At 38.0% G+C, this 13206-nt stretch carries 11 protein-coding genes; all 11 read left to right on the forward strand.

Going from position 1 to position 13206, the window contains the following annotated elements; all coding sequences use genetic code 11:
* Positions 1-77 precede the first annotated feature (77 nt).
* The 11 genes from L6W14_RS02230 (at position 78) to L6W14_RS02280 (ending at position 13201) form a co-directional block, all read left to right on the forward strand.
* Positions 78-1490, forward strand: coding sequence for an amino acid permease (locus L6W14_RS02230; RefSeq protein WP_237899213.1), 1413 nt, complete (start codon positions 78-80; stop codon positions 1488-1490).
* Between the two features lie 23 nt (positions 1491-1513).
* A complete protein-coding gene (locus L6W14_RS02235) occupies positions 1514-3043 on the forward strand; it encodes a CoA-acylating methylmalonate-semialdehyde dehydrogenase (protein ID WP_237899215.1) in 1530 nt (509 codons plus the stop codon).
* Positions 3044-3067: 24 nt separating this feature from the next.
* Complete coding sequence (locus tag L6W14_RS02240) at positions 3068-4420, forward strand: aspartate aminotransferase family protein (RefSeq protein WP_237899217.1); 1353 nt, start codon at positions 3068-3070, stop codon at positions 4418-4420.
* A 483-nt stretch (positions 4421-4903) separates the two neighbouring features.
* Positions 4904-6487: a glutathione ABC transporter substrate-binding protein gene (locus L6W14_RS02245; RefSeq protein WP_048393390.1), complete on the forward strand. Its 1584-nt coding sequence runs from the start codon at positions 4904-4906 to the stop codon at positions 6485-6487.
* A gap of 66 nt (positions 6488-6553) precedes the next feature.
* Positions 6554-7477, forward strand: a complete 924-nt coding sequence (locus L6W14_RS02250; RefSeq protein WP_237899218.1) for an ABC transporter permease — start codon at positions 6554-6556, stop codon at positions 7475-7477.
* A 13-nt stretch (positions 7478-7490) separates the two neighbouring features.
* Entirely contained in the window at positions 7491-8387 is an 897-nt protein-coding gene (locus L6W14_RS02255; protein WP_131520745.1) for an ABC transporter permease, read from the forward strand.
* A gap of 11 nt (positions 8388-8398) precedes the next feature.
* On the forward strand, positions 8399-9391 hold the full coding sequence (locus L6W14_RS02260) for an ABC transporter ATP-binding protein (RefSeq protein WP_237899220.1): 993 nt from the start codon (positions 8399-8401) through the stop codon (positions 9389-9391).
* Positions 9384-10349 carry an ABC transporter ATP-binding protein gene (locus L6W14_RS02265; protein WP_237899223.1) on the forward strand — a complete coding sequence of 322 codons (966 nt, stop codon included), beginning with the start codon at positions 9384-9386 and terminating at the stop codon, positions 10347-10349. Before L6W14_RS02260 ends, L6W14_RS02265 begins: the two co-directional genes overlap by 8 nt.
* An 18-nt stretch (positions 10350-10367) precedes the next feature.
* Positions 10368-11246, forward strand: coding sequence for a sugar phosphate isomerase/epimerase family protein (locus L6W14_RS02270; protein WP_112117293.1), 879 nt, complete (start codon positions 10368-10370; stop codon positions 11244-11246).
* A 13-nt stretch (positions 11247-11259) separates the two neighbouring features.
* On the forward strand, positions 11260-12318 hold the full coding sequence (locus L6W14_RS02275; RefSeq protein ID WP_237899225.1) for a Gfo/Idh/MocA family protein: 1059 nt from the start codon (positions 11260-11262) through the stop codon (positions 12316-12318).
* Position 12319: 1 nt separating this feature from the next.
* Positions 12320-13201 carry a sugar phosphate isomerase/epimerase family protein gene (locus L6W14_RS02280; RefSeq protein ID WP_103117394.1) on the forward strand — a complete coding sequence of 294 codons (882 nt, stop codon included), beginning with the start codon at positions 12320-12322 and terminating at the stop codon, positions 13199-13201.
* Positions 13202-13206 lie beyond the last annotated feature (5 nt).

Genomic DNA, 13206 nt, shown 5'->3' on the forward strand with positions numbered 1-13206 from the left:
TGTCTATTACTTCAACGTTATGAAAGATGTAAGATTTTTGTAAGCGATCAAGCAATCTACTAAAAGAGGTGACAGATATGGGGCAACAAACGCATTTACAAAGAGGATTAAAGAAGCGGCATATGACGATGATTGCGATTGCCGGTGTAATCGGTGCTGGACTATTTATGGGGAGTGGCTCGGTCATTAACCTAGCTGGTCCAGGGGCAATTTTATCGTATATATTTGCAGGAATTATCGTTGTATTAGTTATGCGTATGCTAGGTGAGATGGCGGCAGTCAATCCAACGAGTGGCTCGTTTGCTCACTATGCACATGAAGCCATTGGTCCGTGGGCAGGTTTTATGATTGGATGGTTGTACTGGTTTTTCTGGGTGATTGCCATTGCTTTAGAGGCAACAGCAGCAGCTGCCATTATTCAATATTGGTATGATGGGATTCCTTTATGGCTATTAAGTCTGTTATTAACTGTAGCACTTACATTAACAAATGTTCTTTCTGTCAAAGCTTTTGGTGAGTTTGAGTATTGGTTCTCTCTTATTAAGGTTGCAAGTATAGTCGTTTTTCTAGGTCTTGGTGCATTTATTATCTTTGGTATTGCTCCAAACTTTACTGCTGTTGGTATGACCAACTTAGTTGAGCAGGGTGGTTTTTTACCAAATGGTTTTGGTGCTGTTCTAATGGGTGTCGTTATCGTTATTTTTTCATTTATGGGGACAGAAATCGTTGCGATTGCTGCTGGTGAATCGGATGAACCGTTAGCCGCTGTCACAAAAGCTACCAATTCTATTACTTGGCGTATTTTAATTTTCTATGTAGGCTCTATTGCAGTTGTAGTGACGCTATTGCCTTGGCATTCCTCAGATATTTTAACAAGTCCTTATGTAGCGGTACTTGATTATATTGGTATTCCTGCAGCTGCACAAATTATGAATTTTGTTGTTTTAACTGCTGTATTATCGTGCCTAAATTCTGCACTTTATGCTACATCAAGAATGGTATTTTCTTTAGCGGAAAAAGGAGAAGCACCAAAAGCATTTTTAAAATTAAACAAAAATGGTGCACCTGTCAATGCCATACTTGCCGCAACATTTTTCTCATATATTGCGGTCATTATGAACTATGTGTCGCCAGATAAAGTATTTATGTTTTTATTAAGTTCTTGTAGTGCTATTACGTTGATTCTTTATTTAATCATTGCCTTTTCACAATTAAGAATGCGACGGAAGATTGAGCAAGAAAATCCAGAGCTATTAAAGGTGAAAATGTGGCTATTTCCATATTTAACATATTTAACAATAGTAGCAACAACAGCATTACTCATTGCGATGTTCTTTATAGAGTCTATGCGCTCACAAATATTATTTACATGCGTTATTGTGGCCATTGTGATGATTTTCTATATGCTGACTCAAAAGAAAAAGGTGATCAAACAAGCCGAAGAATCAAGTTCTCTTTTCACAAAAGACGAGTTTGATTTTGAACAATAAGACGAAAAAAGGAGTGGTCCATTATGACAGTTCAACAAGAAATGAAAACGCTAACACATTTTATCCAAGGAGAAGAGGTCACAGGCACAAGTAACAGATTCTCTGAAGTATATAATCCGTCAACAGGTGAGGTTATTGCAAGAGTACCCCTTGCTTCAAGAGCCGAGGTAAAGCATGCTATTCAGTTAGCTAAGGAAGCCTTTCCAACATGGAAAAAAACATCAATTGGGAAGCGGGTAGAAGTGCTACATCGTTTCCGTCAGCTGTTAGTAGAAAGACAGGAAGAACTTATCAATGTGATTTGCCAGGAAAGTGGAAAAACTAAGGAAGATGCGAAAGGTGAAATTGTCCGTGGGATTGAATCTGTGGATATGGCGATCAGTGCCCCACAACTGCTAAAAGGAGAGTATTCCGTCAATGTAGGTGGAAATATTAATGCTTTTTCTGCCAAATCGCCTCTTGGTGTAGTAGCAACCATTGCACCATTTAATTTCCCTGTTATGGTACCTCTGGCTATTACAAGTATGGCTGTTGCGGTAGGAAATGCCGTTATTCTAAAGCCATCTGAACGTGTACCTATTTCAGCATTATATTTGAGCCAATTATGGAAAGAGGCAGGTCTACCAGACGGTATTTGGACAGTGGTTAATGGAGATAAAGAGGCAGTCGATGAACTATTAGAAAATAAAGAGATTCAAGCCATTTCATTTGTTGGCTCAACGCCTGTTGCTGAATATATCTATCAAACTGGGACAAAGCACAATAAACGTGTCGCTGCATTTGGTGGTGGAAAGAACTTTATGATTGTTATGCCTGATGCCAATTTAGAACAGACAGCAAATGCCTTTTTAGGAGCAGCATATGGCGCAGCATCTCAGCGTTGCATGGCTATTTCTGGTGCACTCGTTGTAGGGAAGGATACGGAGCAACGATTTACAGAAATATTGAAAAATAAAATTTCCCAACTAAAGGTAGGGCCTTATACAGAGCAAGACGTCGATTTTGGTCCTGTTATCACTAAACAATCAAAGGAAACGATTATACGTTATATCGATGGGGCAGTCAGTGAAGGAGCGAATCTTGTCATCGACGGAAGAAATCCAAAAGTATGTGAATCGTCAAATGGTTTTTATCTTGGTCCTACATTACTTAATCATGTCGCACCAGAAATGACGATCTTCAAAGAGGAGGTCTTTGGTCCAGCACGTATTGTAGTAGGGGTTGATTCACTACAAGAGGCTATTGATTTAATAAATGATCATGAGCTTGGCAATGGTGTCACAATGTTTACAAGCAGTGGTGCGGCAGCGCGTAAATTCCAAGAAGAAATTGAGGTGGGCATGGTAGGGGTAAATGTGCCAATCCCAATCCCCGTTGGCTATCATAACTTTGGTGGGTGGAAACGCTCTAAGTTTGGTGAAGGGCATATGTTTGGTCCAGATCAGGCGAGGTTCTTTACAAAGGCAAAAACGATTTCTGAACGTTGGCCCGACGAGACAGAGGATACAACAAGCTCCTTTGCGTTCCCAAGTAATAACGATGCGAAAAACTAAAATAATAATGAGGGGTGTTTGGCGATGACGCAGATCAATCTTAAAAGTGATGTATTAGCAAAGGATGAGCAATATGTATGGCATTCGATGAAACCCTATAATCCACAAGCCACATATGTAGTAGAGAAATCTGATGGCGCAAGAATCACTGATACAAATGGTACGGAATATATTGATGCGATGGCTGGGCTATGGTGTGTCAATGTTGGCTATGGTCGTAAAGAATTAGCGGATGCAGCACATGAACAAATGATGAAAAATGCTTATGCACCTTTATCTCAGGGACATTTACCAGCAGTCGAATTAGCCGAAAAACTTAATGAAATGCTTGGTGGAGATTATGTTATTTTCTTCTCTAACAGTGGTTCAGAGGCGAATGAAACAGCTTTTAAAATAGCTCGACAATACCACCAGCAAAAAGGACAAAGCTCGCGCTATAAAATCGTCTCTCGCTACCGTGCTTATCATGGGAACTCATTCGGTGCATTAGCGGCAACAGGGCAGGCGGAGCGTAAATATAAATATGAGCCTCTATCACCTGGCTTTATCCATGTTGCACCACCTGATCAATATCGTGAGCATGAAAGTGAGACTATTGCGCCATTAGATTTAGCGAGTGTAAAGGCCGTAGACAAAACGATGACCTGGGAGCTGGGCGATACAATTGCAGCAATGATCTTAGAGCCTATTATTACAGGTGGTGGTGTCATTATGCCTCCAGAAAACTATTTAAAAGGTATTGAAGAAGTATGCAAAAAACACGGCGCTTTAATGATTGTGGATGAGGTTATTTGTGGCTTTGGTCGTACAGGGAAGCCATTTGGATTTATGAATTATGGTGTAAAGCCTGATATTATTACAATGGCCAAAGGAATTACAAGTGCCTATTTACCATTATCAGCTACAGCGGTAAAGCGTGAAATATATGAGGCGTTTACTGGATCAGATGCATACGGCTATTTCCGCCATGTAAATACATTCGGTGGCTCACCGGTGGCATGTGCAGTCGCATTAAAAAATATTGAGATTCTTGAGCAAGAGGCTTTATTTGACCGTTCCAAGGAAATTGGTGCAGCAGCACTAAAAACACTGCAACAAGAATTACAGCATCACCCAAATGTAGGAGATGTACGAGGCAAAGGCTTATTGATTGGAATTGAATTAGTGGTAGATAAAGTTTCGAAAGAACCTTTACCTGTAGAGAAAGTGAATGCTGTCATTGCAGCATGTAAAGGGCAAGGGGTCATCATTGGGAAAAATGGAGCTACTGTAGCAGGATTTAATAACGTCTTAACGTTATCACCACCACTTAATATTGCACAAGAAGATCTTGACCGCATACTAAATGTGGTTGTGAATAGTATAAATACGCTATAGCAACTATTCATGTAGGTTCTAAAAGCCATGTAATAAGGGCTTTTAGAACTTTTATATGGGACTTTGGGGCAAGAAAAAATTCTAGGGATAATTATTATAGTTCTATAAAAATAATTATAAAATTCTGAAATTTATTTAAAAAATAGTGGAAATATTAGATTTCGTAGTTTATAGTTGTTAAAAAATAATTAATTTTCTGATAACAAGAAATATCCTAAGAGGGAATATTTTTTTAATCATTTATTTTCAGCAGTGGAATAAATATACCTTGTATGTTGAACTATACTTTCTGATTAAATGCAATTGTGATAGTTGAGGGAGCAGTTTTTCCTGAAATGAATTGTCTAATCGTAAGAAAATATAGTTTATTTTTTGCCTACTTATTTTCAGCAGTGGAGAAAATAACTGTTTTTTGGTAATTATATTTCTTAATTTAAGTTATAAGAAATATTTTTATATATTTTTACAAAGGGAGTAGATGAGATGAATTATGTTAAAAAATTGGTTTTTGTAATTCTATGTACGTTGCTTTTAGCGGCATGCGCAGAGAAAGACAATTCTAACGCATCAAATACTGGGGACAAGTCTACTACAGATTCAGGTACAGCTAGTTCAAAAAATGAACTTGTTATCGCTGTAAATGAAAACTTTATTTCAATGGATCCGCATAACACAGGGGATACGAATTCGAGTTCTGTACAGGAGACAATGCTAGAAGGATTGTTAGGCTTTAATGCAGATGGTCAAATTATTAAGGTTTTAGCAGATGACTACTCAATTAGTGAAGACGCGCTAGTCTATACGTTCAAACTTAAAGAAGGGGTTACTTTCCATGACGGGGAGCAGTTTAATGCTGAAGCTGTAAAGGTCAACATTGAACGAATCATGAATGATGAAAGCTTACGTTTATATTCTCGTGGTTTTAGCTTAATCAGCAATGTTGAAATTCTAGGTGACTATGAAATTAAAGTTACTTTAAAAGAACCATATGGACCAATGATTACGCGATTCGGCGTTGCCAAAATGATTAGTCCAAAAATGATTAAAGAAAATTCAGCAGACATACCTAAAAAACCTGTTGGTACAGGACCATATAAATTTGTTGAATGGGTACAAGGAGACCATTTAACAATTGAAAACTTTGATGGCTATTGGGATGGGGGAGAACGTGTTGCTAAAATCACCTATAAACCAGTGCCAGAAAACGGCTCGCGCGTAGCGATGCTAAAAGCGGGCGATGCTCAGGTTATCTATCCAGTGCCAGCACAAAATATTGATGAGCTTTCTAATAGTAAAGATGTAGAGGTAAATAAGGTTCCTTCTACAATTGCACATTACGTTTCATTAAATACCTATAAAAAACCTTTGGATGATATTAAAGTTCGACAAGCCTTTAACTACGCAGTGGACAAGGATGCTTATTTAAAAGTGGTGAATGCAGGGCTGGGTTTACCATTAGACTCAATTATTCCTTCCAAAACCGTTTATTATAAGCAGCAAAAAATGTATGAACACAATATTGAAAAGGCAAAAGAATTATTGGCTGAGGCAGGCTATCCAGATGGCTTCGATATTGAAATCTGGGGGAACACAAACTCGGATACGATGAAGGGTATGCAGTTTATTCAACAACAGTTAGGTCAAATCGGTGTAAAAGTAGAAATTAAATCAATGGAAGAAGGAACTTTATCAGACGAAATCTATGGTGCACAAACACCAGATGATGCGAAATTACAAATGTGGTATGTGAGTTGGTCAGCGTATGCTTCGGATATAACGAATGCAACAAAGCCTCTTTTCCATAGCGTATCATTCCCACCGAATGGTGCAAATACAGCTTACTATCATAACACGGAGGCAGATCAATTAATGGATGAAGCTAACTCCATTTCAGATGTAGATCGCCAAGCTGAACTATATGAAAAATTACAGGAAATCGTTTATCAAGATACACCTTGGATTTTCTTAGGGGTAGATGAGGTTGTTTACGGTGTACGTTCAAATGTGAGCGGTGTGCTAGTAAACCCTACAGGTGGACTTGATGTGAAGAATGCCAAAGTGGAGTAATGAACAGTTAAAGGAATTGATGCTCGTCAATTCCTTTTCTACAAAAATAGAAAGGAGGAAGGCCACATGTGGAAGTATATAGCAAGAAGAACGATTGAAATGATACCGATATTAATTGTCATTTCCATATTAACATTCTTATTTATTCATTTCATACCAGGTGACCCTGCAAGATTAGTAGCTGGTAAGGATGCCACGCTAGAAGATGTTGAAAATGTACGCCATGAGTTAGGTTTAGATAAACCCATTCTTAAACAATACATGGATTATATGAAAAATCTTGTGACGGGTGAGCTAGGAACATCTTTAACAACAGGACTACCTGTCATAGATATGTTTAAAACAAGGTTTATGCCTTCTCTTCATCTTACTTTCCTTTCCATGTTTTGGGCTACATTAATGGGTTTGGTGATTGGTGTTTTTTCTGCCATCAATAAAAACAAATGGCCTGATTATTTTGGTATGGTAACGGCTGTTTCTGGCATCTCAATTCCAGGATTTTGGTTGGGCTTATTATTAATTCAATTATTTTCAGTGCAGCTAGGGTTATTTCCGACGGGTGGATTAGATGGCTTTTCTAGTTATATTTTGCCCTCCTTGACCTTAGGGGCTGGCATTATGTCAATGATTGCGCGATTTACTCGTTCTTCCATGCTTGAAACGTTACAAGCTGATTTTATAAGAACAGGGAGAGCAAAAGGATTGAAAGAACACACCGTTATTGTGACCCATGCTTTAAGAAATTCCTTGATTTCTGTGGTAACAGTAGCAGGTCTGCAATTCGGATTTCTCTTAGGAGGATCGGTGGTAGTGGAGACAGTCTTTAGTTTTCCAGGAATGGGACGACTTTTAATTGATTCGATTGCCTTTCGAGATTATCCCGTCATTCAGTCTGCACTGCTGTTATTTGCATTTGAATTTATTTTAGTCAATTTAATAGTTGATGTGCTTTATACCGTGTTAAATCCAAAAATCCAATTAAATTCTTAAGGGAGGGAACAAAATGACTTCACCAACTACTGTGCAAAATAGCCAAGTGCAAAATACACAAAGAAAATACTCTCCTCTTAAAGAATTTTGGAAGTCTTTTAAAAAACAAAAGGCTGCTTTGGTAGCAAGTATCTTTATAGGATTGTTAATTGTAGTCGCTATTATTGGCCCTTATATCGCACCTTACGATCCTTTTGAACCGAATTATAATGCTTTATTAGAGGGACCAAGTGCAAGTCATTTGGCAGGAACGGACGAGTATGGTCGAGATATTTTTAGTCGTTTAATAGTAGGCGCAAAAATATCCTTAATGGTGAGTTTCAGTGCCGTATTTTTAGGCTTAATACTAGGAACTATTTTAGGTTTAATTAGCGGTTACTTCGGTGGGTGGGTTGACAAAATCATCATGCGTAGCTGTGATGTGTTGTTTTCATTCCCTGATTTATTATTAGCGATTGCCATTGTAGCCTTATTGGGCCCTGGTATTAATAATGTCATCATTGCTGTGATGATCTTTAGTGTGCCATCTTTTGCTCGTTTAGTCAGAGGTGCTACATTGAATGCGAAGGAGAATGTCTATGTAGAAGCAGCACAATCTATGGGAGCATCGCATGTTAGAGTGCTGTGGAAACATATTTTCCCTGAAACAATTAGTGAGTTAATCATTTTTGTCACAATGCGTATAGGGACAGCCATTTTAGCTGCTTCTGGTTTAAGTTTTTTAGGCTTAGGTGCAAGCCCTGAAATGCCTGAGTGGGGAGTAATGCTAAGTAGTGGGCGCGACTATTTAGGGACATCTTCGCATGTAGTCATCATGCCAGGTATTGCCATATTTTTAACCGTACTAGCATTTAACTTAATAGGTGATGGATTACGAGATGTGTTAGATCCAAAAATAAAAAATAATTAAGGAGAATGCCTATGCCAGAACATGTATTGCGAGTAAGTGACTTAGAAACGTCCTTTACGCGTGATAATAAGGAAATCAAAATTTTAAGAGGTGTCAATTTTTCCATCCGTAAAGGGGAGATTTTAGGCTTAGTGGGAGAATCGGGGAGTGGAAAAAGCTTAACATCGTTATCCATCATGCAATTATTTCACGGTACTACAGGCAAAATCGTCAATGGCTCTATACATTTTAATGGACATGACTTGACGAAAATGTCCGAATCAGAAATTCGGAAGATTCGTGGCAAGCAAATGGCCATGATTTTTCAAGAGCCCATGACTTCTTTAAATCCTGTCTTAAAAATAGGCAAGCAGTTAATGGAAGCAATTGAGATGCATTTGAAGCTGCCGAAAAACGAAAGTAAGCATCATGCAATCCAAATGTTAAAAAGCGTGGGCATAGGAAGAGCCGAGGAAATCATTTATGAATATCCACATCAGCTCTCAGGAGGAATGCGCCAACGGGTAATGATTGCAATGGCTATGGCCTGCCACCCTAATTTACTTATTGCCGACGAACCAACCACTGCGCTTGATGTCACGATACAAGCTCAAATTTTAGAGCTAATGAAAAAGCTAAAGGAAGAAAATGAGACAGCTATTTTATTAATTACACATGATTTAGGTGTTGTGGCGGAAATGTGCGATAGGGTAGTGGTCATGTATGCAGGGCAGGTTGTAGAGGAAGCAGATGTCTTTGAATTATTTGCTAGCCCCAAGCATCCCTATACAAAAGGTTTAATTGCATCTGTACCGAAAATTGGTGATAACAAAGAAGTATTAGATTCTATCAATGGTCAAGTACCATCCCCACAAAATATGCCGAATGGTTGTAAATTTGCTCCACGTTGTAATCAAGCGATGTCTATATGCCATCAGGAGAGTCCACCGACAGTAAAAATTTCGGCTACACGCCAATGTAGCTGCTGGCTATATGTGAAAAAGGATGTGGAAGTAAATGCCTAACAGTATATTAAAAGTGGAGAATTTAAAAAAGAGCTTTCAAATAGCCGGAGGGTTATTTCAAAAAAAGCAATATGTTAACGCAGTTATAGATGTCTCCTTTGAAATAGAAGAAGGTACGACATTTAGTTTAGTTGGGGAAAGTGGTTGTGGGAAATCTACTACGGGCAGATTAATTACTAGATTACTAGCACCAACGAATGGAAGTATCGAGGTGGATGGGAAGGAAGTAGCTACTGCAAAGCCGTCCGAATTAAGGCACTTAAGGCAAACTGTTCAAATGATTTTTCAAGACCCATATGCCTCATTGAATCCAAGAATGAAGGTCAAGGAGCTTGTTGGAGAGCCTTTAGAAATTCATACAAAGCTTTCGAAAGCAGAGCGTGAAAAACTAGTGCTTGAAATGCTGGAAGTCGTTGGATTAAATGCTGAACATGCTGATCGCTATGCACATGAGTTCAGTGGTGGACAAAGACAGCGTTTGGGTATTGCTCGTGCTTTAATTACAAAGCCAAAATTAATCATTGCTGATGAGCCTGTGTCTGCGTTGGATGTATCTATACAATCGCAAATATTGAATCTATTAAAGCAATTGCAGCAAGAATATAAAATATCTTATCTCTTTATTTCTCACGATTTAAGTGTTGTAGAACATATTAGCCATTATATTGGGGTTATGTATTTAGGATCCATTGTAGAAATTGGGCGTAAAGAAACCATATTTAATGAACCAAAGCATCCCTATACACAAGCGCTCATTGCTTCCGTACCGATTGCAGACCCAACATTACGAAAAAAGAAGATCGTTTTAACTGGTGATATTCCAAATCCTAAAAATCCGCCGAGTGGTTGTACCTTCCACACAAGGTGCCCCTTTGCATCAGATATATGTAAGCAAGCTATACCAGAAATGAGGAAAATTAACGAAGAGCAAAGTGTTGCATGTCACTTTGTTAACTAATGGAGAGGATGTTTATAAATGAAAATAGGGTTAAGCACATACAGTATGGTTAAAAAAATGAGACAGGGAGAGATGGATGTTCTAGATGTTTTACAATGGGTAGCAGACAACGGTGGTCAGCATGTAGAATTAGTGCCCTATGAATTTACGGTTGTAGATAACTATGAACTTGCAACTGAAATTAAAGATAAAGCAGCAGAGCTAGGATTAGAGTTATCCGCCTATTCGTTACCAGCTAACTTTATTCAGGATACGGAGGAAGCTTTTTTAGAAGAAGTTGAACGTTTAAAGAAACATATTGATGTAGTACATCATATGGGTATTCACATTATGCGCCATGACGTTACTCTCTTTACCTTACCAAAGGAGCAAACATCCATTCATTATTACAACGAGCATTTTGAAGAAATGGTTAGAGGCTGTCAGTTAATTGCAGATTACGCGAAACAATTTAATATTACGACAACGATTGAAAATCATGGCTTTAATGTTCAAACAAGTGATCGTGTACAACAATTAATTCATGCGGTAAACAGAGACAACTTTAAAACAACTTTAGATATCGGTAATTTTTTATGTATTGATGAAGAGCCTCTCATTGGTGTTATGAAAAACATTCCTTATGCTGCTACAGTGCATTTCAAAGATTTTTATATTCGTCCTTATTATGAAAATCCAGGTGAGGGCGAGTGGTTCCGTACAGTTCATAACAACTACATCAGAGGTGCTATTGTCGGGCATGGTGATATAAATATTCGAGAAATTATTAAACTCGTAAAAGGCAGTGGATATGATGGCTATCTTACTATTGAGTTTGAAGGAATGGAAGATTGCCAAGTAGGTTCAAAAATAGGGATGGATAATGTACGTCGTTTATGGAATGAATGCAAGCTCTAAAGGAGGAAAGCACATGGATAAATTAAAAGTTTGTGTCATTGGCACAGGTTCTATTTCAGATTTTCACTTAGGTTCCTATACGAATAATCCATACGTTGAATTATATGGCGTGTATGATGCTTCCATTGAACGAGGCAAAGCAAAAGCAGCCCAATTTGGAGCAACACATGTTTTTTCTTCAAAAGAAGAGCTATTCGCAGATAAAAATGTGGATGCTGTCAGTATTTGTACATGGAATAATACGCATGCTGAATTGGCGATTCTTGCTTTGGAAAATGACTTACATGTTCTAATAGAAAAGCCGCTATCTATGACTTATGCAGAGGCTCTAAATATCCAAAAGGTTGCAGAAAAGCATCAGAAAGTATTTCAAGTGGGCTATGTAAGACGATTTGCAACAAATACCAAAGTACTGAAAAGCTTCATCGACGATAACAAATTGGGCGATATTTATTATGCCAAAGCTTCCTGCCTAAGAAGATTAGGGAATCCAGGAGGCTGGTTTGCCGAAATTGATAAGTCTGGCGGCGGACCTTTAATTGATCTAGGGGTACATGTAATTGATATATGCTGGTACTTAATGGGTAGACCAAAAGTGAAACGTATAACAGGTCATACTTACAATCAATTAGGAAATCGAAATCATATAGAAAATTTATCCTTCTACAAGGCTGCAGACTATGATGCAACTAAAAACACAGTAGAAGACTTAGCAAATGCCCTCATTACATTTGAGAATGGAGCATCGCTAATGGTAGACGTTTCCTATACACTACATGCTTTAAAAGATGAAATAAGTATTAAGCTATATGGCACGAACGGTGGAGCAGAGCTAGAGCCTGAATTAAAAATTGTAAGTGAAGAGCATAATACAATTTTAAATATTCATCCTCAAATTAACGATCTAACTTTTGATTTTGCGACAGCCTTTCAAAATGAAATTAATTCATTTGTTGATTGTTGCCTTCATCATTATGATTCAGTTGCACCTGTGGAGGATGGGGTAGAAATTATGAAAATCTTAGAAGGTATTTATATTTCTGCAACTGAAGGAAAGGAGGTTGTTTATTAAAATGGTAAAATTGGATAATAAAATCGGTGTGATAGTAGACAGCTTTCGTTTACCTATTCGTGAAGGTTTATTAAAGGCGAAAGAAGTTGGGGCACAGGGGGTACAAATGTATGCCGTTTCAGGTGAGCTGGACCCCGATAACCTAAATGCTGAACAAAGAGCAGAATTGAAGGCGTATATTTTAGGGTTAGGTCTAGAAATCTCCGCCTTATGTGGAGATTTAGGAGGACATGGCTTCCAAGATAAAGCAGAAAATGCCTGGAAAATCAAGAAATCGAAAGAAATACTGCAATTAGCCAAGGACCTAGGAACATCCATTGTTACAACCCATATCGGTATTATTCCTGAAGATGAAAATGACCCAATCTATCAAACAATGCTGGAAGCTTGTGAAGAATTAGGACAATATGCTACATCATTAGATGCTTATTTTGCGATTGAAACAGGGCCAGAAACGAGTAAAACATTAAAAGAGTTTTTAGATAAGCTATCAACGAACGGTGTATCGGTTAATTTTGATCCAGCCAATATGGTGATGGTAACAAAAGATGATCCTGTAGCTGGAGTCAAACTATTAAAGAAATATATTGTACATACACATGTAAAGGATGGTATTCAACTGCAGTCAACGAATCCTAAAGATGTGTACGGGTACTTAGGATACGATTCTGGAACATCTCATGATAAAATAGAAGAAATGGTGGAAAATGGGGAGTTTTTTAGAGAACTTCCATTAGGTCATGGAGATGTCAATTTCGAGCTTTATTTTTCAGCTTTACAAGAAATCGGATACAATGGCTATTTAACTATTGAACGAGAAGTGAGATCAAATCCCGAAAAAGACATCAAAGAAGCTGTACAATTCATAGAAAAGTTTAAATAGGGGTT

It is taken from the genome of Lysinibacillus sp. ACHW1.5, assembly GCF_022014815.1.
GTDB lineage: Bacteria > Bacillota > Bacilli > Bacillales_A > Planococcaceae > Lysinibacillus > Lysinibacillus capsici.

Excerpts from the sequence above, each read along its gene's own strand:
- L6W14_RS02230 (WP_237899213.1), top strand. The coding sequence starts at position 78 with ATGGGGCAACAAACGCATTTACAAAGAGGATTAAAGAAGCGGCATATG.
- L6W14_RS02235 (WP_237899215.1), top strand. The coding sequence starts at position 1,514 with ATGACAGTTCAACAAGAAATGAAAACGCTAACACATTTTATCCAAGGA.
- L6W14_RS02240 (WP_237899217.1), top strand. The coding sequence starts at position 3,068 with ATGACGCAGATCAATCTTAAAAGTGATGTATTAGCAAAGGATGAGCAA.
- L6W14_RS02245 (WP_048393390.1), top strand. The coding sequence starts at position 4,904 with ATGAATTATGTTAAAAAATTGGTTTTTGTAATTCTATGTACGTTGCTT.
- L6W14_RS02250 (WP_237899218.1), top strand. The coding sequence starts at position 6,554 with ATGTGGAAGTATATAGCAAGAAGAACGATTGAAATGATACCGATATTA.
- L6W14_RS02255 (WP_131520745.1), top strand. The coding sequence starts at position 7,491 with ATGACTTCACCAACTACTGTGCAAAATAGCCAAGTGCAAAATACACAA.
- L6W14_RS02260 (WP_237899220.1), top strand. The coding sequence starts at position 8,399 with ATGCCAGAACATGTATTGCGAGTAAGTGACTTAGAAACGTCCTTTACG.
- L6W14_RS02265 (WP_237899223.1), top strand. The coding sequence starts at position 9,384 with ATGCCTAACAGTATATTAAAAGTGGAGAATTTAAAAAAGAGCTTTCAA.
- L6W14_RS02270 (WP_112117293.1), top strand. The coding sequence starts at position 10,368 with ATGAAAATAGGGTTAAGCACATACAGTATGGTTAAAAAAATGAGACAG.
- L6W14_RS02275 (WP_237899225.1), top strand. The coding sequence starts at position 11,260 with ATGGATAAATTAAAAGTTTGTGTCATTGGCACAGGTTCTATTTCAGAT.
- L6W14_RS02280 (WP_103117394.1), top strand. The coding sequence starts at position 12,320 with ATGGTAAAATTGGATAATAAAATCGGTGTGATAGTAGACAGCTTTCGT.